The 19,530-nt window shown below is 67.7% G+C and carries 17 protein-coding genes and 1 pseudogene; 17 read left to right on the plus strand and 1 reads right to left on the minus strand.

Annotation, left to right across the window (positions count from 1 at the left end; all coding sequences use genetic code 11):
* From IMZ29_RS20730 to hflC, 10 genes and pseudogenes are all read left to right on the plus strand, one after another.
* The coding region (locus IMZ29_RS20730; protein WP_216187788.1) for a DUF4115 domain-containing protein at positions 1–383 on the plus strand (383 nt) is incomplete at its 5' end.
* A 3-nt stretch (positions 384–386) separates the two neighbouring features.
* On the plus strand, positions 387–1,658 hold the full coding sequence (gene ispG, locus IMZ29_RS20735; protein WP_216187791.1) for a flavodoxin-dependent (E)-4-hydroxy-3-methylbut-2-enyl-diphosphate synthase: 1,272 nt from the start codon (positions 387–389) through the stop codon (positions 1,656–1,658).
* A gap of 45 nt (positions 1,659–1,703) precedes the next feature.
* Positions 1,704–3,023 carry a histidine--tRNA ligase gene (hisS, locus tag IMZ29_RS20740; RefSeq protein ID WP_253207341.1) on the plus strand — a complete coding sequence of 440 codons (1,320 nt, stop codon included), beginning with the start codon at positions 1,704–1,706 and terminating at the stop codon, positions 3,021–3,023.
* Between the two features lie 104 nt (positions 3,024–3,127).
* Positions 3,128–3,766: a YfgM family protein gene (locus IMZ29_RS20745; RefSeq protein ID WP_216187794.1), complete on the plus strand. Its 639-nt coding sequence runs from the start codon at positions 3,128–3,130 to the stop codon at positions 3,764–3,766.
* 11 nt (positions 3,767–3,777) lie between these two features.
* Positions 3,778–4,940: pseudogene (gene bamB, locus IMZ29_RS20750) on the plus strand (outer membrane protein assembly factor BamB).
* Positions 4,941–6,335, plus strand: coding sequence for a ribosome biogenesis GTPase Der (der, locus tag IMZ29_RS20755; RefSeq protein ID WP_216187797.1), 1,395 nt, complete (start codon positions 4,941–4,943; stop codon positions 6,333–6,335).
* Between the two features lie 163 nt (positions 6,336–6,498).
* On the plus strand, positions 6,499–6,735 hold the full coding sequence (hfq, locus tag IMZ29_RS20760) for an RNA chaperone Hfq (protein WP_216187800.1): 237 nt from the start codon (positions 6,499–6,501) through the stop codon (positions 6,733–6,735).
* A complete protein-coding gene (gene hflX, locus IMZ29_RS20765; RefSeq protein WP_216187804.1) occupies positions 6,719–7,864 on the plus strand; it encodes a GTPase HflX in 1,146 nt (381 codons plus the stop codon). The genes hfq and hflX overlap by 17 nt, the downstream gene beginning before the upstream one ends.
* Positions 7,830–9,152 (plus strand): FtsH protease activity modulator HflK, encoded by a 1,323-nt coding sequence (hflK, locus tag IMZ29_RS20770; RefSeq protein WP_216187806.1) that lies wholly within the window; start codon positions 7,830–7,832, stop codon positions 9,150–9,152. Before hflX ends, hflK begins: the two co-directional genes overlap by 35 nt.
* Before the next feature lie 10 nt (positions 9,153–9,162).
* Positions 9,163–10,098: a protease modulator HflC gene (gene hflC, locus IMZ29_RS20775; protein ID WP_216187808.1), complete on the plus strand. Its 936-nt coding sequence runs from the start codon at positions 9,163–9,165 to the stop codon at positions 10,096–10,098.
* Positions 10,099–10,181: 83 nt separating this feature from the next.
* Here hflC and IMZ29_RS20780 read toward each other — a convergent pair whose 3' ends face one another.
* On the minus strand, positions 10,182–10,835 hold the full coding sequence (locus IMZ29_RS20780) for a response regulator transcription factor (protein ID WP_216187810.1): 654 nt from the start codon (positions 10,833–10,835) through the stop codon (positions 10,182–10,184).
* 133 nt (positions 10,836–10,968) lie between these two features.
* On the opposite strand from IMZ29_RS20780, the gene IMZ29_RS20785 reads away from it, so the two are divergent.
* Genes IMZ29_RS20785 through IMZ29_RS20815 form a run of 7 tightly spaced genes read left to right on the plus strand, consistent with a single transcriptional unit; the run spans position 10,969 to position 19,309 of the window.
* Positions 10,969–11,292 (plus strand): hypothetical protein, encoded by a 324-nt coding sequence (locus IMZ29_RS20785; RefSeq protein ID WP_216187813.1) that lies wholly within the window; start codon positions 10,969–10,971, stop codon positions 11,290–11,292.
* Between the two features lies 1 nt (position 11,293).
* Entirely contained in the window at positions 11,294–12,574 is a 1,281-nt protein-coding gene (locus IMZ29_RS20790) for an NHLP bacteriocin system secretion protein (protein WP_216187815.1), read from the plus strand.
* Positions 12,574–14,763: an NHLP family bacteriocin export ABC transporter peptidase/permease/ATPase subunit gene (locus IMZ29_RS20795; protein WP_216187817.1), complete on the plus strand. Its 2,190-nt coding sequence runs from the start codon at positions 12,574–12,576 to the stop codon at positions 14,761–14,763. The genes IMZ29_RS20790 and IMZ29_RS20795 overlap by 1 nt, the downstream gene beginning before the upstream one ends.
* Entirely contained in the window at positions 14,744–16,150 is a 1,407-nt protein-coding gene (locus IMZ29_RS20800; RefSeq protein WP_216187820.1) for a hypothetical protein, read from the plus strand. Before IMZ29_RS20795 ends, IMZ29_RS20800 begins: the two co-directional genes overlap by 20 nt.
* Positions 16,108–17,724, plus strand: a complete 1,617-nt coding sequence (locus tag IMZ29_RS20805) for an NHLP bacteriocin export ABC transporter permease/ATPase subunit (protein WP_216187823.1) — start codon at positions 16,108–16,110, stop codon at positions 17,722–17,724. The genes IMZ29_RS20800 and IMZ29_RS20805 overlap by 43 nt, the downstream gene beginning before the upstream one ends.
* A 2-nt stretch (positions 17,725–17,726) precedes the next feature.
* Complete coding sequence (locus IMZ29_RS20810) at positions 17,727–19,028, plus strand: TolC family outer membrane protein (protein ID WP_216187825.1); 1,302 nt, start codon at positions 17,727–17,729, stop codon at positions 19,026–19,028.
* A gap of 29 nt (positions 19,029–19,057) precedes the next feature.
* The gene (locus IMZ29_RS20815; RefSeq protein ID WP_216187827.1) at positions 19,058–19,309 is read left to right on the plus strand and encodes a hypothetical protein; all 252 of its coding nucleotides are present in this window, start codon (positions 19,058–19,060) and stop codon (positions 19,307–19,309) included.
* Positions 19,310–19,530: the final 221 nt, after the last annotated feature.

Raw genomic sequence — 19,530 nt, forward strand, 5'->3', positions numbered from 1 at the left:
CGACAGCGCCGAGCGCTGCCTCACGCATTGGCAGACGCACGGTCTCGCCCGACCCCGCTTGTGGCACACCGAACTGGGCGCAACAGGCCCAGGCGCAATCTTCGGCAGCCACGCCGGGGGATGCGCCCGCGCCGGCCACCGCCAAGCCCAATCAAGTCGCTTTCTCCGTCACGACCGCGAGCTGGGTCGAAGTGCGGGATGCCAACGGCACGATCGTGCTGTCTTCCACGTTGCAACCGGGCGCGCAGACCAGCGTGGAGGCCGCGCCGCCCGCGCGCGTGGTGATCGGCAACGCCACTGGCGTGCAACTGCAGTGGCAGGGCGCCGCCGTGGATCTCGCACCGTTTCGCCGGGGCAACGTGGCCCGGCTCACCCTCGAGTAAGCCATGGACATGAAGCCTCTTACCCCGGGCGCCGCGGCGCGCCGGGCGACGCGCCAGGTGAACCTGCGCTGGGGCGAGCGTGTCGTGCGTGTCGGCGGCGATGCCCCGGTCATGGTGCAATCCATGACCAATACGGACACGGCCGACCCGATCGCCACCGCCATCCAGGTGAAGGAGCTGGCCCTGGCCGGCTCCGAGGCCGTGCGCATCACCGTCAATTCGCCCGAAGCTGCGCGCGAAGTGCCGGCCATTCGCGAGCAACTCGATCGCATGGGCATTGCCGTGCCACTGATCGGGGACTTCCACTACAACGGCCACAAGCTGCTCACGCAGTTCCCCGAGTGTGCGCAGGCCTTGTCGAAGTACCGCATCAACCCGGGCAATCTCGGCGCTGGCAAGCGGGCAGACGACAACTTCGCGCAGATGATCGAGGTCGCCTGCCGGCACAACAAGCCGGTGCGCATCGGCGTGAACTGGGGCAGCCTGGACCAGGCGCTCATGGCGCGCATGATGGACGAGAACAACGCGCGCCCGGATCCGTGGACGGCCCAGGCCGTGATGCGCGAGGCCCTGGTGGTGTCTGCGATCACCAATGCCCAGCGCGCCGAGTCGCTTGGCCTGCCGGGCGACGCCATCGTGCTGTCCTGCAAGGTCAGCCACGTGCAGGATCTGATCTCGGTCTATCGAGAGCTTTCTTCGCGCTGTGATTACCCGCTGCACCTGGGGCTCACCGAGGCCGGCATGGGCAGCAAGGGCATCGTCGCCTCCACGGCCGCGCTGTCCGTGCTGCTGCAGCAGGGCATTGGCGACACCATCCGTATCTCGCTCACGCCCGAGCCGGGTGGGGCGCGCACGCGCGAAGTCATCGTGGGCCAGGAGATCCTGCAGACGATGGGGCTGCGCGCCTTCACCCCCATGGTCATCGCCTGTCCGGGGTGCGGTCGCACGAGCAGCACGTTCTTCCAGGAGCTGGCCGACAGCATCCAGAGCTATCTGCGCGAGCAGATGCCGGTGTGGAGCCACCGCTATCCGGGTGTCGAACGCATGAACGTGGCCGTGATGGGCTGCGTCGTCAATGGCCCGGGCGAAAGCAAGCACGCCGACATCGGCATCAGCCTGCCCGGCACGGGCGAGCTGCCGACGGCGCCGGTCTTCGTCGACGGCCAGCGCACCGTCACGCTCAAGGGCGAGCGCATCGCCGAAGAATTTCTCGCCATCGTCGAGAACTACGTGGAACGCCGCTACGGCCAGGCCGCCGCGCCCTCCGCAACCTGATTCGCAGCCGGCGCGCCCCAGAAGCGCGCCGCTGCCTACGGACACATGGACACCTTCAAGAAAGTCACCGCCATCCGTGGCATGAACGACGTGCTGCCGCAGGCCTCGGGCCGCTGGGAGCGCCTGGAACAACACGTGCGGGACTGGCTGCGCAGCTACGGCTATGCCAATCTGCGCACCCCCGTGCTTGAACACACGCGGCTCTTCACGCGCGGCATCGGCGAAGTCACGGACATCGTCGAGAAGGAGATGTACACCTTCACGGATGCGTTGAATGGCGAATCGCTCACGCTGCGCCCGGAATTCACCGCGGGCACGGTGCGCGCCGCCATCGAGCACAATCTGCTCTATGATGCCCCGCGCCGCGTATACGCGCTGGGCCCCGTGTTCCGTCACGAGCGTCCGCAGCGGGGGCGCTATCGCCAGTTCCACCAGGTGTCGGTCGAGGCCCTGGGCTTTGCCGGCCCGGACGTGGACGCCGAGCAGATCCTCATGCTCGCGCGTCTCTGGAAGATCCTCGGCCTGAAGGACATCCGGCTGGAGCTCAACTCGCTGGGGGCCGGCGAAGAGCGTGCCGCGCATCGCGCTGCCCTGATCGCCTATCTCGAGCAGCACAAGGACATCCTCGACGAGGACGGCCTGCGTCGCATGTACGCCAATCCGCTGCGCGTGCTGGATACGAAGAATCCGGCGCTGCAGGAGATGGCCGCCGGCGCCCCGCGTCTGCTGGACTTCCTGGGCGAGGCCTCGCGCGCCCACCTGGACGGCGTGCGTGCGCGTCTGGACGATGCGGGCATCGCCTACACGATCAATCCGCGCCTCGTGCGCGGGCTGGATTACTACAACCTCACCGTCTTCGAGTGGGTGACGGATCGCCTGGGCGCGCAGGGCACCGTGTGCGGCGGCGGCCGTTACGACGGGTTGATCGAACTGGTGGGCGGCAAGCCGGCACCGGCCGTGGGCTTTGCCATCGGCATGGAGCGCCTGCTGGACCTCTGGGAGCAGAGCAAGGACGAGGTAGTGGGCCAGGCCGTGGACGTCTACGTGCTGCACCAGGGCGACGCCGCGGCCCGGCGCGCGCTGCAGCTGGGTGAGCAGCTGCGTGATGCCGGCCTGGACGTGATCGTGCATGCCGGTGCCGCGAGCTTCAAGTCGCAGATGAAGCGCGCCGACGCCAGCCGGGCAGCCTATGCCGTGATCCTGGGCGACGATGAGCTCGCCAGGGGTGTCGCCAGCGTGAAGTGCCTGGGCGACGGCAGCCAGCAGGCGGTCGGGTTCGATGCCCTGGCCGGCACGCTCGTCGACGCGCTCTCGGCAGACGGCGATGCCGGGATGCCGGAACCGTCTGCGGCACCGCCTGTCTAGACGCTCGCGCCGGCAATTCTCCCGCATGTATAAAATGCGGATCTTTCTCGCGCAGTGCGCCTTGCGGTCGCGCTGCGCGGTCCCTCGATCACACAGGGTGTCGCATGGCCTACGATCATGATGAGCAGGAACAAATCGAATCACTGAAGGCGTGGTGGGACAAGTATGGCAACGTCATCCTTGGCTTCGTCACCCTGATCCTGATCGCCGTGCTGTCCTGGCAGGGCTGGAACTGGTATCAACGCAACCAGGCCGCTGAGGCCGGTGGCTACTTCGACGCGCTCGTGAGTTCGGCCCGTCAGGGCCAGGCCGGCCCGGTCGCCAACGCCAGCGAGACTTTGCGTTCGCGCTTTGGCAGCACGGTGTACGCCACGCGTGGCGCGTTGATCGCAGCCGACGTGCGGCTGGCCAACGGCGATGTGGATGGCGCCCGCGCCGAGCTTGCCTGGGTCATCGGCGAAGGCAAGGATCCGGCGCTGGCCGCGGTGGCGCGTGTGCGTCTCGTGTCCATCCTGATCGACCAGAAGGATTTCGACAACGCGCTGGCGCAGGTCAATGGCACGCCGCCCGCAGGGTTCGAGGCCGTGTACGCCGATGCGCGCGGCGATGTGTTCTTCGCCCGGGGCGAAGCCGGCCAGGCCCGTCAGGCCTGGCAGCAGGCGCTGGATGCCTTTGCGCTGGACAACCCCCTGCGCAACGTGGTGTGGATCAAGATCGAGGCGCTTGGCGGCCCGGCCGCCTGACAGGAGCAAGCATGACTGGATTTTCCCGTTTTCGCCGGCACGCCGTGCGTGGTGCGCTGGTCCTCTCGCTGGCTGCGGTGGCCGGCTGCTCGCTGTTTTCGAAGTCGGATGATCGCTACAAGCCCGTGCCGCTGACGCAGTTCACGCCCGAGCTCGACGCCAGCGTGAGCTGGAACGTGTCGGTCGGCCGTGGCGGTGGCGTGGGCTTCGCCCCGGCCGTGACCGCCGATGCCGTCTACGCCGCGGCAGCCGATGGCTCGGTCGTCAAGATCGATCTGGCCAGTGGCAGCGTGGCCTGGCGCGCGAGCGTCGATGGTCGTCTGTCCGCCGGCGCGGGCAGCGACGGCCTGACCACCGCCGTGGTCCGGCCGCAGGGCGAGATCGTCGCCTTCGACGACGCGGGACAGGAAAAGTGGCGCGCCAAGGCCACCAGCGAAGTGCTGGTGCCGCCGGCGGTGGGCGATGGCCTGGTCGTGGTGCGCAGTGGCGATTACCGTATCCAGGCATTCGATGCCCAGACGGGCGAGCGCCGCTGGAGCGTGCAGCGTCCCGGCCCTTCGCTGGCGCTGCGCGCCGTGAACCAGATGCAGATCGCCGGTGGCTTCGTCTTCAGCGGCCTGCCGGGCGGCAAGGTCGTGGCCATCGATACCCGCAATGGCGTGGTGCAGTGGGAAGGCACGGTCGCCACCCGCGGGGCGCGAGCGAACTCGAGCGCGTGGCCGACGTCGTCGGTCGCCCGGCACTCACCCAGAACCTCTTGTGCGCCGTCGCCTTCCAGGGTCGCATCGCCTGCTTCGATATCGCCGGTGGCGGCGAACTCGCCTGGGCGCGCGACTTCTCCGGCGCCTCCGGCATGGCCGTCGACGGCAGCTCGGCGTTTGCCGCGGACGCGCATGGCGTCGTCTCCGGCTTCCTGCTTTCGGGCGGCTCCAATATCTGGCGCCAGGATGCGCTGCGCAACCGCAGCCTGTCGGCGCCGGCTTCCACCCCGCGTGCCGTGGCCGTGGGGGATTACCAGGGCTACGTGCATTTCCTCGCTCGCGAGGATGGCCGTCTGCTCGCACGCATCGCCACTGATGGCGACGCCATCCTGGCTCCGCTGGAGAGCACGCCGTTCGGCGTGGTCGTCCAGGGCACGAGCGGCAATGTCCGCCTTCTCTCCACAGGCAGTTAAGTGAACGAATCTGCAGTCCGGCTCAAGCCGGTGGTCGCCCTCGTCGGGCGCCCCAACGTCGGAAAATCGACGCTGTTCAACCGGCTGACCCGCTCCCGCGCGGCCCTCGTGGCCGACATGCCGGGCCTCACCCGCGATCGCCATTACGGCGAAGGGCGGGTCGGCTCGCATCCGTACATCGTGGTCGACACGGGTGGCTTCGAGCCCGTCGCCAAGGACGGCATCCTTGCCGAGATGGCACGCCAGACGCGCCTCGCGATCGACGAGGCCGATGCCGTCATCTTCCTCGCGGACGGCCGCACCGGCCTGACCGCGCACGATCGCGAGATCGCGGCGCTGCTGCGCCGCACGGGACGTCCGGCACTGCTGGCAGTCAACAAGCTCGAAGGCATGAAGTACGACGTGGCCGTGGCCGAGTTCCATGAACTCGGTCTGGGCGAGCCGCATCCGATCTCCTCCGCCCACGGCGATGGCGTGGCCGAACTCATCGATCTCGCCCTGGCCGGGCTCGGCCTGGATGACGACGAGGAGGCTGCAGAAAACGCGGATCCCGACGCGCCCGAGGCCGAGTTCGTCCCCGAGGACGCGCGCGATCACCGCATCCGCCTCGCCATCGTCGGGCGCCCCAACGTGGGCAAGTCCACGCTCGTGAACGCCTTGCTGGGCGAGCAGCGCGTGATCGCCTTCGATCAGCCCGGCACCACGCGCGACGCCATCGAGATCGAGTTCGAGCGGGGCGATCGCCGCTACCTGCTCATCGACACGGCCGGCCTGCGCCGTCGTGGCAAGGTCTTCCAGGCTGTCGAGAAGTTCTCCGTCATCAAGACGCTGCAGGCGGTCGAGGCTGCCAATGTCGTCGTGCTGATGCTCGATGCCCACACGGAAATCTCGGACCAGGACGCGCACATCGCGGGTTTCGTGCTGGAGACCGGTCGTGCGCTCGTCGTCGCCATCAACAAGTGGGATGGTCTGGACGAAGAGCAGCGCGAACGCATCAAGCGCGAGTTCGAGCGCAAGATGCGCTTCCTGTCCTTTGCGACGGTGCTCACGACCTCGGCACTGCACAACCGCGGCATCGGCCCGCTGCTCAAGGCGGTGAACACGGCCCACGCGGCCGCATTCGCCAAGCTGTCCACGCCCAAGCTCACCCGCGAGCTGCATGCGGCGGTCGAGCAGCAGCAGCCGCCGCGCAAGGGCATCTTCCGGCCCAAGATGCGCTATGCGCACCAGGGCGGCCAGAATCCGCCGCTCGTCATCATCCACGGCAGCGCCCTGGACGCCGTGCCGGATTCGTATCGTCGCTACCTGGAAACGCGCTTTCGCAACGCCTTCAAGCTGCAGGGCACGCCGATGCGCATCGAATTCCGCGCCTCGCACAATCCGTACGTCGATTGATACCCGCGTCGGTGGGTTGAACCTTGCGCACATGGCCGCATCTAACTGAGGCGGCGTTGTAGATGCCCTAGGGAAAACCCTGTAAATTAGCGATGCCTCGCGATGCGGGGCATCGATGCAGCGACAAATCCATCAAAACACAACAAATTCAGGAGTAAATCCGATGAGCAACAAAGGGTTGATGTTGCAAGACCCATTTCTCAACACGCTGCGCAAGGAACACATCCCGGTGTCGGTGTATCTCGTCAACGGCATCAAGCTGCAAGGCCAGATCGAATCGTTCGACCAGTACGTCGTCCTGTTGCGCAACACGGTCACCCAGATGGTCTACAAGCACGCCATCTCGACCGTGGTGCCGGCCCGCGCGGTGAATTTCCAGGTGGATGAATCCGCTGAATAACGCCAATCTCAATTCCGCCGTCCGGGCGCTGGTCGTCAGCGTCGATTTCGGAGAACCCGATTTCGACGCGCGATGCGAAGAGTTCGAGATGCTCGCCCGCGGTGCGGGTGCAGACATCGTCGACACGATCGTCGCGCGCCGCGCCAGACCGGACGCCGCGTACTTCATCGGCTCGGGCAAGGTCGAGGAGATCGCGTTGGCTGCCGCCGCGCACAACGCCGAACTCATCCTCGTCGACCATGCCCTGTCGCCTGCACAGCAGCGCAACCTCGAAAGGGTGCTCAAGCTGCGTGTGGTCGATCGCGTCACCCTGATTCTGGACATCTTCGCCCTGCGCGCGCGCAGCCACGAAGGCAAGGTCCAGGTCGAACTTGCCCAGTTGCAGCATCTGGTCACCCGGCTCACGCGGATGTGGTCTCATTTGGAACGTCAGCGCGGCGGTATCGGCATGCGCGGCCCGGGTGAATCCCAGCTCGAAATGGACCGCCGGATGATCGGCGACAAGGTCCGCCTGCTGCGCGAACGGCTCGCCAAGCTGGAACGTCAGCGCCAGACGCAGCGGCGGGCGCGCTCGCGGGGTGGTGTGCTGTCGGTCTCGCTGGTGGGCTACACCAACGCGGGCAAGTCCACGCTCTTCAACGCACTCACGAATTCGGATGCCTACGCGGCAGACCAGCTCTTCGCCACGCTCGACACCACCACCCGCAAGGTGTGGGTCGAAGGGGCGGGCTCGGTGACCGTGTCCGATACGGTCGGCTTCATCCGGGATCTGCCCCACACCCTGGTCGCGGCCTTTCGCGCCACGCTCGAGGAGACGGTCCACGCCGATCTTCTGCTGCATGTCGTGGATGCCGCGAGTCCCCAGCGTGACGAACAGATCGCCGAAGTCGACAAAGTCCTCCAGGAGATCGGGGCGGCCGAGGTGCCGCGCCTGCTGGTGTTCAACAAGTCCGACAAGCTCGGATTGGCCCCGCAAGTCCAGCGGGATGCCCATGGTACGATCACGCGTGTTTTTGTGAGCGCCATCGAACGGGCCGGGCTGGATGGATTGCGCGAAGCCATTGCCGACTTTAGCCGGAATAAAGCAGATAACGATGCACCTGCCTTTCAAACTGTTCAATCTGAATGACCCCGGCTGGGGGCGCGGCAACCAAGGTGGCGGGTCCGGGGGCAATGAGCCGCCGCGCAGACCGAACCGGGGCAATGGCGATCAAGGTCCCCCGGATCTCGACGAGCTCTGGCGCGACTTCAACAATCGCCTGGGTGGCCTTTTCGGCCGCAAGCCCAAGCGCCGCAATCCGTTCGACAACAACGGTGGCAACGGCGGCGGCAATGGCGGTGGTTTCGCCCCGTCGCCGCGCGGTGCGCGCATCGGCGCGATGGCCATCGTGGTCGGTGGCGTTTTGCTCTGGCTGGCCAGCGGCTTTTTCATCGTGCAGGAAGGCCAGGTCGGCGTCGTGACGCGCTTCGGCGCCTTCAAGACCACGGTGCCCGCGGGCTTCCAGTGGCATGCGCCCGCGCCCATCGATCGCGTGCAGATCGTGGACGTGTCGCAACTGCGTACCTTCGAGATCGGGTTTCGGGGCAACGCCCGCAGCAAGGTGCTCGAAGAATCCCTCATGCTGACGGACGACGAGAACATCGTCGATCTGCAGTTCGTCGTGCAATACCGGATCCGTCCGGATGGCGCGCGCGCCTATCTCTTCAATGACCGCGAGCCCGATCAGGCCGTGCGTCAGGCTGCCGAGACCGCCATGCGCGAAGTCATCGGCCGCACCACCATGGATTTCGTGCTGTACGAAGGCCGTACGCAAGTGGCCTCTCAGGCCGCCGGCCTGATGCAGGACATCATGGATCGCTACCAGACGGGCGTGCTGATCAGCACCGTCGCCATCCTGAATGCCCAGCCGCCCGAACAGGTGCAGGCGGCATTCGACGACGCCGTGCGCGCCGGCCAGGATCGCGAACGGGCGATCAACGAAGGCGAAGCCTACGCCAACCAGGTGATCCCGCTTGCCCGTGGTACGGCCTCGCGCATGACCGAGCAGGCCGAGGGTTATCGCGTGCGCGTCGTGAACGATGCCCGCGGTGATGCATCGCGCTTCGCCCAGATTCAGGCCGCGTACAGCAACGCCCCCCTGGTGACCCGAGACCGTTTGTACCTGGAGACCATGCAGCAGATCTTCACGCAGACCACCAAGGTGCTGCTCGACACCAGCAACGGCAACAACATGCTCTATCTGCCGCTCGACAAGATCATGCAGCAGGCAGCCACCGGCAGCGGGCAGGGCAACACGAACCTGCACGGCATGAACGGCACGGAAGCGCCTGCGAACAGCAGCACGCCGGCCGTCGACACGCGTGCCGTACAGCGTGGCGGCGCCCTGTCGCGCACCCTTGACCGCGACGCTCGCTGAGGAGACGACCATGAACCGCATCCTCATGCCACTGGCCATCGTCGCCTCCATCCTGCTCGTGATCGCCGTCTCGTGCACGTTCATCGTGCGCGAACGCGAGTACGCCCTCGTCTTTGCCCTCGGGGAAGTGCGCGAGGTCATCGACGAGCCAGGCCTGTACTTCAAGCTGCCGCCTCCGTTCCAGAACGTGGTCTATCTGGACAAGCGCCTGCTCACGATCGATGATTCGGAAGCCGAGCGCATCCAGACGGCCGAGAAGAAGAACCTCTTGATCGATGCCTACGTGAAGTGGCGCATCGCCGATCCGCGGCTCTACTACGTGACGTTCGGTGGCAACGAAGCCGGCGCGCAGGCCCGCCTGCAGGCCGTCATTCGCGACGCATTGAACGCGTCCGTGAACCGCCGCACCGTGAACGACGTCACCTCGAAGGAGCGTGACGTCATCATGACCGAGATTCGTGACAACGTGGCCAAGCTTGCCGGCAGTGTCGGGGTCGATGTGGTGGACGTGCGCTTGAAGCGCATCGATTTCGTGCCTGAGATCTCCGAGTCGGTGTATCGTCGGATGGAAGCCGAGCGCAAGCGCGTGGCCAACGAGCAGCGCTCGATCGGTGCGGCCGAGGGCGAGCGGATCCGCGCCAACGCCGAGCGTCAGCGCGACGAGATCGTGGCCGAAGCCTATGCGAAAGCCCAAGCCCTCATGGGTGAAGGCGACGCCGAGGCCAGCCAGGTGTTCGCCGAAGCCTACCAGCGCGATGAGGAGTTCTATCGCTTCTATCGCAGCCTGGAGGCCTACCGTGCCTCGTTCAAGGATCGCAACGACATCCTCGTCGTGAGCCCGGATTCGGACTTCTTCCGGTACTTCAACGACATGCCCAATGGCATGACGTCGCCGGTGCCCCGTCCGGTGCCGCCCGGTCCGTCGCCTGCATCCGCTGCGCCCTGACCCAGGGCAAGCGCCATAGAAAAAGCCGCCCTCGGGCGGCTTTTTCTATGGCGACCATGCAGCCGGTGCTGCGCCGGAGCGCGTCAGCCCTGGCCAAGCGAGCGGGCGAGATTGGCCGCGCGCATGCGGTTGCTCACTTCCAGCCGCTCCAGGATGGCGCTCACGTGATGACGCACCGTCCATTCCGAGACGTCCAGCACGCGCGCGATCTCCTTGTTGGATTGCCCCTCGGCCAGGTAGCGCAATACTTCCGCCTGGCGGTGCGTCAGGCCCAGCGCGACGAGGCTCTCGATCGGGGGCAGCCCGCCTGCCGCTTCGACCACGTCCCGCCCTTCGCGCCGTGCCGCCTCTTGGAGCTGGCGGATCAGGTCCTGCACCGCTTCGCCCTGGGTGAGCGCGGTTTCGATCGAGGCGGTGGCGGTGGCCTCACTGGGTGTTGGCTCGAGCGCGACGAACCACCGCGCGGTGATGTCGGCGTCGCGCGCCGTCACCATCATCAGCGGAGAATCCGGGCTCGCGGGCGCCGCGCCCGCGCCGGGTTCGGCGGGCACCGTGACGTCCATGACCGTAAACTCACCATCGGCCGGCTCATGCTGGCGCACGAGCTCGGTGAGCCGTGTGGCGCCCGCACCACTATAGAGCTTCACATAGGGAAAGAGCCCCGAGACGAGGCCGGCGAGCGACTGCCGGATGAGCGGGTGGTCGTCCGCCACGATGACGATTTTCTGACGCGTCAATGTCTGCTCCTGCGCGGCACGCCATGGCTAGAAAGAGCCATGGACGGATACCTCGATTTCGCCGTAATGTTATCCGAAGCAACCGGTTATTATCATTCATTACACCTGTTCACGCCGTTTCGGAACGCCTGCCATGAGCTCTTCCGCCGACTTCATTTCTCGTTTTCGCAGCGACCCCGCCTTTCGGCAGCACGCTGAGCGCGACCCTCTCGCCGCCTTGCGCAGCATGGGTATTGCCGTGCCTGCCGGTGTGAGCATCGATTTCCTGGACAACGCGTTTCATGCGGTCGAGCGCGTGTTCGACCGGCAGCCCATGGGCGCCGCGGACGTGATCGACGATGCGTTGCTCGAAGGCGTCGCGGGCGGCGTCTTGGCCGACCCGCCGGCGTCGCCGGAGGCGTGGGATCGATTTGCAGCCAGCCTCATCGCAGCGGTCAACGCCCCGCGGTCCAACTAGTGTGAGCACGCTGTTCAGAAGCCAGGCGCTCGCGCGGATCGCCAATCCCGATCAGCTGGACAAGGTCTTGCAGGTCGTCCGGCCCCAGCATATGCTCGGGCTGGCGCTGGTATTGATGCTCCTCGGTGCGGCGATCGTGTGGGGCGTGGTGTCTACGGCCCCGGTGTCCGTGCAGGGGCAGGGCATCCTGCTGTCGCCGGAGGGCGTCTCCGACGTCACCGCGCCTGCCGCCGGCCGGGTCAACCGCATCCTGGTCGAGGTCGGTGACACGATCGAGGCGGGCGCGCCCGTGGCCGAGCTCGCGCTGCCCGACAGCGTGGACCGCCTGACGGCCAAACGCGCCGAGCTTGCCGGGGTGCGCGATCAGCTCGCCGTGCTGCGAGCGAGCGGCTCGGAGTATCTCGGGCTGCAGGAGGGACTCGTGGCCGCCCGCAGCCGCACGGTGTCCGAGCGCATCGCCACGCTCGATGCGCAGCGGCGCAAGCTGCAGGAGCGCCGGCGCAACGAGGCCGAGCTGCTCACCCGGGGTTTCGTGACCGCCAGCCGCCTCACCGAGACCGACACGCGCATCGCTGAACTCGACGACCAGATCGCGAGTTTGCGCAACGGGCTCGTCGAGCAGAACCTGCAGCGGCAGTCGGACAACGCGCAGCGCGCCCAGCAGATCCGGGAAACTGCGCTGCGGGTGGGCGCGCTCGAACGCGAACTCGGCAACCTCGAGCGCGAGTACGAGCGTCAGCGCATCGTGATCGCGCCGGCCAGCGGCACCGTGGTGGAATTCAGCGCCAACCCGGGTGAGTTCGTCGGCAACGGCGGCTCGCTCATGCGCGTGTTGAGTGCGGGCAGTGTGGGCCAGGACGATACGGCCCCGGTCGTCGCCATCCTCTACGTGCCCAATGAGGATGGCAAGCGCGTCGAGCCCGGCATGGCGGCGCACGTGATGCCGTCGACCACGCGTCCTCAGCGCGATGGTTTCATCCGCGGCATGGTCGTGAAAGTTGCCAAGATTCCGTCCACGCGCGAAGGTCTCATGCGTCGCCTGCGCAATGCCGCGCTGGTCGATCATCTCCTGCGCTCGGGCGCACCGTTCGAGATCGAGGTCCAGCTCGAGCGCGACGCGGCCACGCGAAGCGGCTACGCCTGGTCGTCCGGCGATGGTCCCGACATCAGCATCGACGTGGGCACCATGGCGCGGGCGGACATGGTCGTGGGGCGCACCCGCATCATCAGCCTCGCGCTGCCATCCTTCGATCACGTCTTTCGCTGGCTGGGGCTGCACTGATGGCCGCTGTCCCCGACGCGCCGCCGGCGCTGGCCCCCATGCCTCGGGCGCGCCGCGTGAAGACGCCCACCGTCCTGCAGATGGAAGCGCTCGAGTGCGGCGCTGCCGCGCTTGCCATGGTGCTCGCCTATCACGGCCTCTGGAAGCCGCTCGAGGAGCTGCGCGTGATGTGTGGCGTGTCGCGCGACGGCAGCAAGGCGCTGAACGTGGTGAAGGCCGCGCGCAAGCTCGGCATGAAGGCCCAGGGCGTTCGGGCCGAGCCCGGCGGGCTTGCCGACATTCCGTTGCCCGCCATCCTCTTCGTGAACATGAACCACTTCGTGGTCCTGGAAGGCTTCGGGCCGGCCGGGTGGTACATCAACGATCCGGCGTCCGGCCGGCGCTTGGTCACAGCCGAGGATTTCGACGGCATGTTCTCCGGGGTGGCGCTCACCTTCGAGACCACCGAGGCATTCCAGCGGGGCGGGGCGCCGCGCAAGGTGCTCCCAGCGCTGCTGGCGCTGATGCGCGAATCCTGGATGCCGCTGGCCGTCATCCTCGGCGCAGGCGTGCTGATGGTGCTGGTCACGCTCATCACGCCGGCGTTCAATCGCGTCTTCATCGACTACGTCATGCTCGAGCGCCTGAACGACTGGCTCGTGCCCCTGCTCGTGGCGATGGCCGTGGCCGCACCCACCCTCGCGCTCGTGACCTGGATCCGCGTGCAGCTCCTCAACCGGCTGCGCATCAAGCTCGGGCTGGTGCTCACCGGCCGGCTGGTATGGCACATCCTGCGTCTGCCGGTGGGCTTCTTCACGCAACGCCAGGGCGGGATGGTCGGCGCGCGCGTGCCGCTGGCCGAGCAGATCGCGCAGCTCGCCTCGCAGCAGCTCGCGCAGATGGCCGTGAACGTGACGACCCTGGTGTTCTTCACCGCGTTGATGGTGCAGTACAACGTCTGGCTCACGCTCACCTGCCTCGTGCTGGCCACGCTGAACGTGGGCATCTTTGCCTGGTTGCAGGGCCGCCTGGGCGAATCGGCCGAGAGCACCGCCATGCAGGCGGTGAAGATGGAAGGCAAGGTCATGCAGGGCCTCATGATGATCGAGACCTTGAAGGCCACCGGCAGTGACGACATGTTCTTCAGTCACTGGTCCGGTCTGCAGACGCTCTTCATCAACGCCCAGCAGCGCGTGGCACCCTTGCAGGCCGTCATCAGTGCGTTGCCCGCGCTGACGGGCGCCCTCACGTCGGCCGCCGTGCTCGGCCTGGGGGGACTCTTCGTGATCGATGGCACGCTCACGGTGGGCATGCTCGTCGCCTTCGTGGCGATCATGGCGAGCTTCACGTCGCCCGTGCAGGAGCTCACGGCCGCCTTCAGCGCGCTGCGGCAAGGGCAGGGCGCGCTCGCCCAGGTGGACGACACGCTGCGTCACGGGCTTGCCGACGAGCTCCAGCCCAAGGACGCGACGACCCCGGGGCGCACGCCCCGCCTCGTCGGGCATCTGTCGTTCCACGACGTGAGCGTCGGCTACTCCCCGCTCGAGCCCGCCTTGATCGAGGGCTTCTCGCTCGACATGGTGCCCGGCAGCCGGGTGGCGCTCGTGGGCGGCTCGGGCAGCGGCAAATCCACCGTGGGCAAGCTCGCCTGCGGCCTGCTCGACCCCTGGCAAGGCGAGGTGCGCGTGGATGGCCAGCCGCTGCCACGCATCGCCAGGCGCGCGCTGCGCAATTCGCTCGCGGTGGTGGACCAGGACATCGCGCTCTTCGAAGGCTCGGTGCGGGACAACATCACCCTGTGGGACGATTCCATGCCGCAGATCAACGTGGTGCGCGCCGCGCGTGACGCCATGATCCATGACGCGATCATGGCGCGCCCGGGCGGCTATGACAGCCAGGTCGACGAAGGCGGGCGCAACTTCAGCGGCGGCCAGCGCCAGCGGCTCGAGATCGCCCGTGCGCTCGTGGCCAATCCGAGCGTGCTGGTGCTGGACGAGGCGACCAGCGCGCTGGATACCGTCACCGAGAAGGCCATCGTCGACAACCTGCGTCGGCGCGGCTGCACCTGCCTCATCATCGCCCACCGACTGAGCACCATCCGCGATTGCGACGAGATCGTGGTCATGGACCGTGGCCGCATTTTGGAGCGCGGCACGCACGAACAACTGATGGCCAGGGACGGCGCCTACCGTGCACTCATCGAAACCTGAGGCCAGCGCATCGTTGCCGACGGGCGAAGGCCCGGCCGCCTGGCCGGGGCCTGCGCTCGCGGCGCTGTGCGCCGGGCAGGGCGAGACACGGCAGGTCGCCGGCAACACGCCCTTCCTGCTCGACGATCCGGGCTGGGCCTGGCTGCTTCTGCGGGGGGCGGTGGAGCTCTTCCTGGTTCGTGCCGAACACGGTCAGACCCAGGGAATGCGCCATCATTTCGCATCCCTGACGCCCGGCGCGCTGATGCCGGGCCTGTCTCCGGACCTCGGGGACCTGGGCTATTGCCTGCTTGCGGTGCCGCACGTCGGCACCGAGGTCTGCCGCGTGCCGCAGGCAGCCTTGCACGCGCTCGCGGACGATCCCGCGGCGCGCGACGAACTGATCGCGCCGGTCGAGTCCTGGGTGCATGCCGTGTCCGACGGACTCGCGCACTGGATCACACCGCGTCCGCGCATCGGCCAGGCCCTGGTGACCGGCGAGACGGCGAGGGTGGCCGGCCACCAGCGTGCCAGTGCGGCGCGCGGGGTCGTCTGGCTCGCGCTGCCGCGCGACACCGTGCTGTACCTGGATGCGCAGGAGCTGCCGGCCGGCACGGGGCCCTGCGGCCTGCCGCTCACGCCGGCCACCTGGATCCTCGCCCACGCCGACCTGGACGTGGCTGGCGAGACCACGACGGCGTGTCTCGCCCGCGGTGCTTTGTGGGCCGGCCTGGATGCCTTGCATGCGGTGCTGTTCCCGCTCGCCGAGCTGAACGTGCGGCTCGCGCAGGTCGATGAGCACAATCGCCTGCGCCAGCGGGTCGAATCGGTCGAGCGTGACTGGGATCGGGGCCTGCGCAGCCTGGGCACGGTCATGGCCGCAGATGCCGTCGCAGGCAGCGCGGCGCACGAGGGGCAGCCGCTCGTGGCGGCGTTGACGCTGGTCGGGCGCGTCGAAGGCTTCGTTGTCAAGGTGCCGGTGCAGCGCGCGCGCGATGACGAGGACCGCGCGCCGCGACTGGACGACGTGGCGCGGGCGAGCGGCCTGCGCCGGCGTACCGTGCTGCTCGAGCCAGGCTGGCATCTGCATCAGTCCGGCGCGCTCCTGGGCCAGGCGGCCGACGATGGGCGCCCGTTGGCGATCCTGCCCGGGCGCCGTGGCCCGCGCATCGTCGATCCCACGCACGGCGTCGAACACACGGGCGAATCCGGTCTGGCCATGCTGGCGCCGCAAGCCGTCGCGCTCACGGCGCCGCTGCCGTTTCGCGTGCTCACCTGGGCCGACGTGCCGCGTTTCACCTTCGTGCGCACCTGGCGCGATCTGCTCGTGCTCATCCTTACAGGGCCGCCGGCGGGCTGCTCGGCATGGCCGCCCCGATCGCGTCGGGCTACCTCATCGACAAGGTGATCCCGGCACACGATCGCGGGCAGCTGGTGGAGATGGCGCTCGTGCTCAGCGTGCTGGGTGTGGCGGCCTTCATCATGAGCGTGGTCGGCGCCATCGCATTCAGCCGCTTCGAAAGCCGGGCGGGCCCGGCGGTGCAGGCGGCCATGATCGACCGTCTGCTGCGGCTGCCCGTGGGCTTCTTTCGCACGTTCTCGGCCGGGGATCTCGCCATGCGGGCCAGTGCCGTCACGCACATCCAGCAGATGGTGTCCGGCGCGGCGGCGGGAGCCGTCATGGCCGGGATCTTCTCCGTCTTCAGCTTCGGTCTGCTGCTCTATTACGACCTGCGCATGGGGCTATGGGCGGTGCTGATCACGGCCATCTACGTGACGGCCACGTTGACGCTCACCCTGATGCGCCTGGCGCGCGAGCGCCCGCTGGCCGGCCTCGATGGCCAGCTGCAGAGCCTCATGCTGCAACTCATCACCGGCATCGCCAAGCTGCGTCTGTCCGCCTCGGAAGACCGCGCCTTCGTGCGCTGGGCCCTGCCGTTCGCCAAGGCGCAACGGCTGCGGGCAAGCACGAGCGCCCTGGGCAACGCCCAGGCCGTGCTCAACAGCTTCTTCGGTATCGCAGCCTTGTTCTTCTTCTTTCTCGTCATGGGCAATTTCGGCGAAGGGCTGAGCGAGAACGCCATGGCCATCGGCACCTTCGCGGCCTTCCTGACGGCATTCAGTCAGTTCAACGGCAGCGTCACGCAGATGACCCAGACCTTGACGAGCCTGATCGGTGTGAAGCCGCTCTTCGAGCGCGCGCGGCCGTTGTTGCGCGCCAACCCCGAGATCGGTGAGGGGCGCGAGGATCCCGGTACGCTGTCGGGCGGCATCGAGCTCTCCCACGTGACCTTCCGCTACGACGAGAACGGCCCGCTCGTGCTGGACGATGTCTCTCTGCAAGCCCGTCCGGGCGAGTTCATCGCACTCGTCGGGGCGTCGGGCAGCGGCAAGTCCACGGTGCTGCGCCTGCTGCTGGGCTTCGAGACACCGGATGCTGGCGGCATCCTGCTCGATGGCCAGGACGTGCGCGATCTGGACGTGCTGGCGGCGCGCCGGCAGATGGGCGTCGTCCTGCAGAACAGCCGTCCCATGCCCGGTTCTCTCTTTGACAACATCGTCGGCGTGACGGGCGGCACGCTCGAGCAGGCGTGGGACGCGGCGGCACGCGTGGGAATGGCCGAGGACATCCGCGCGATGCCGATGGGCATGCATACCGTCGTGACCGAGGGCAGCGGCTCGCTGTCCGGCGGCCAGTTGCAACGCCTCATGATTGCGCGTGCGATCGTCGGTGCGCCCCGCATCCTGCTGCTGGACGAGGCCACGAGTGCCCTGGACAACCGCACGCAGGCGGTGGTGACGGAAAGCCTCGAGCGCTTGTCCGTGACCCGCATCGTGGTCGCGCATCGCCTGAGCACCATTGAGCGGGCCGATCGCATCATCGTGCTTGAGCACGGGCGGGTGGTGGAGTCCGGCACCTTCGCAGAACTCATGCAGCGCGATGGTGCCTTCGCCCGCCTCGCTGCCGCCCAGATCGTCTGACCATGTCTCTAGCCGCCCACCGGATCGCCTTGTTCATTCTTGCCGGCAGCGTCCTGCCGGGCGCAGCCTGCGCGCAGTCGTTCCTGCAAGCCATGTCGCAGGCCTGGACCGCCAGCCCCGACCTGCGCGAGCGGCGGGCCGCCCAGTTCGAACTCAACGAGAACGTCAACCAGGCGCAGGCCGGCTGGCGCCCAACCGTGAGTGTGAGTGCGGGCTCAGGGCGCAATGACAGCCGTGCGCGCCTGCAGCAGGGCGATGCGTTCAACCAGCAGGCCAATCCCACGTCCGTGCGCGTCTCGGCCTCGCAGCCCATCTGGAACGGCAGCGTGGGTCCGCGCGTGGATGCGGCCGAGGCGCGCGTGCGCCAGGGAGACGCCACGTCGCTGCAGGTCGAGCAGGCCGTGCTGCTCGACGCGGCGCGTGCGTATGTGGGGGTGTTGCAGGCGCGCGAGCTCCTGCGTCTGAACGAGACCAACGAAGCCACGCTCGCGCAGCAGGTCACGTATCGGCAGGAGCTCTTTCGGCGCGCGCTCGGCACCCGGACCGAGCTTGCGCAGGCCGAGGCCCGACAGGCGACGGCCAGGGCCGAACTGGCCCGCGCGCGCAACGATCTCGCCACGAGTGAACGCGAGTTCGCGCGTCTCATCGGGGCCATTCCCGGGGAGCTGACGTTGCCGACGTCGCTGCCGCCCATTCCTGCACGCCTCGATGCCCTCGTCGAACTCGCCGAGCGGGATGCGCCGGCGGTGCGCAGCGCGCGCCATGCCCTCGATGCAGCCGGCTACGACGTCGAGGCGGCTCGCGGTGCGGCACTGCCAGCGGTGAGTGTGGACGCGAGCTACTCCCGGGTGAAGGAGCCCAGCGCCGCCTATCGCAATCAGCAGGATATGTCGGTACAGCTCACGCTCTCCGTGCCGATCTATCAGGGTGGCGCGCTGCAGGCCGCGACCCGGGCAAGCGAGCAGCGCGGCGTACAGGCACTGGCACAACTTGATCGTGCCAGGCTTGCCGCCCGCCAGAACGCGGTGGTGGCCTGGAACGGCCTGCAATCGGCGCAGGCCGACGCCGAGGCCTTTGCCAGGGCCGTCGCGGCCAACGAAATCGCCTACGAAGGCATGCGGGCGCAGTTCGAGCGGCTGGGCGAGCTCACCCTGCTCGACGTGCTGGACATGCAACGTGAACTCTTCAATACCCAGGTGAGCCTGGTGCGGGCCCAGGCACAGCGCGTCCTCTCGCATCTGGAAGTCCTGGCGGCCCAGGGCGAACTCACCGCCCGCGGCCTGGGCCTGCGCCCAGCCGGCTGACATCTCGCCATCCAACCCAAGGAGACACCATGTCCTTATCGCAAGACCAACTCGCCTGGATCGAAGACCAGATCACGCATGACCCCGATCTGCAGGACCGCGTGCTCGCCAGTGGGGGCCCGGCGCAGGCGGCAGCCCTGATCGTGGAACGCGCCCGCGCCCAGGGCGTCACCGTGTCGGAAGACGCGTTGCGCGAGCATTTCGCAAAGCAGGACACGTTGGACGACGACACGCTGGGCAAGGTGTCTGGCGGAGGACCGCGCCACGCGCACTTTTCCTGAAGCGCGGGCGGCGCCACCTCGCGACGCAGCCGCGTCCATTCCCCAAGGAGACATTCATGTCCTTATCGCAAGACCAACTCGCCTGGATCGAGGATCAGATCACGCACGATCCCGACCTGCAGGACCGCGTGCTCGCCAGTGGGGGCCCGGCGCAGGCGGCAGCCCTGATCGTGGAACGCGCCCGCGCCCAGGGCGTCACCGTGTCGGAAGACGCGTTGCGC

The sequence above is a fragment of the Verticiella alkaliphila genome (assembly GCF_018904615.1).
In the GTDB taxonomy this organism is placed as follows: domain Bacteria; phylum Pseudomonadota; class Gammaproteobacteria; order Burkholderiales; family Burkholderiaceae_B; genus Verticiella; species Verticiella alkaliphila.

Bases quoted from the DNA above. Each gene is read 5' to 3' on its own strand.
- ispG (WP_216187791.1), top strand. From the start codon at position 387: ATGGACATGAAGCCTCTTACCCCGGGCGCCGCGGCGCGCCGGGCGACG.
- hisS (WP_253207341.1), top strand. From the start codon at position 1,704: ATGGACACCTTCAAGAAAGTCACCGCCATCCGTGGCATGAACGACGTG.
- IMZ29_RS20745 (WP_216187794.1), top strand. From the start codon at position 3,128: ATGGCCTACGATCATGATGAGCAGGAACAAATCGAATCACTGAAGGCG.
- hfq (WP_216187800.1), top strand. From the start codon at position 6,499: ATGAGCAACAAAGGGTTGATGTTGCAAGACCCATTTCTCAACACGCTG.
- hflX (WP_216187804.1), top strand. From the start codon at position 6,719: ATGAATCCGCTGAATAACGCCAATCTCAATTCCGCCGTCCGGGCGCTG.
- hflK (WP_216187806.1), top strand. From the start codon at position 7,830: ATGCACCTGCCTTTCAAACTGTTCAATCTGAATGACCCCGGCTGGGGG.
- hflC (WP_216187808.1), top strand. From the start codon at position 9,163: ATGAACCGCATCCTCATGCCACTGGCCATCGTCGCCTCCATCCTGCTC.
- IMZ29_RS20785 (WP_216187813.1), top strand. From the start codon at position 10,969: ATGAGCTCTTCCGCCGACTTCATTTCTCGTTTTCGCAGCGACCCCGCC.
- IMZ29_RS20795 (WP_216187817.1), top strand. From the start codon at position 12,574: ATGGCCGCTGTCCCCGACGCGCCGCCGGCGCTGGCCCCCATGCCTCGG.
- IMZ29_RS20805 (WP_216187823.1), top strand. From the start codon at position 16,108: ATGGCCGCCCCGATCGCGTCGGGCTACCTCATCGACAAGGTGATCCCG.
- IMZ29_RS20810 (WP_216187825.1), top strand. From the start codon at position 17,727: ATGTCTCTAGCCGCCCACCGGATCGCCTTGTTCATTCTTGCCGGCAGC.
- IMZ29_RS20815 (WP_216187827.1), top strand. From the start codon at position 19,058: ATGTCCTTATCGCAAGACCAACTCGCCTGGATCGAAGACCAGATCACG.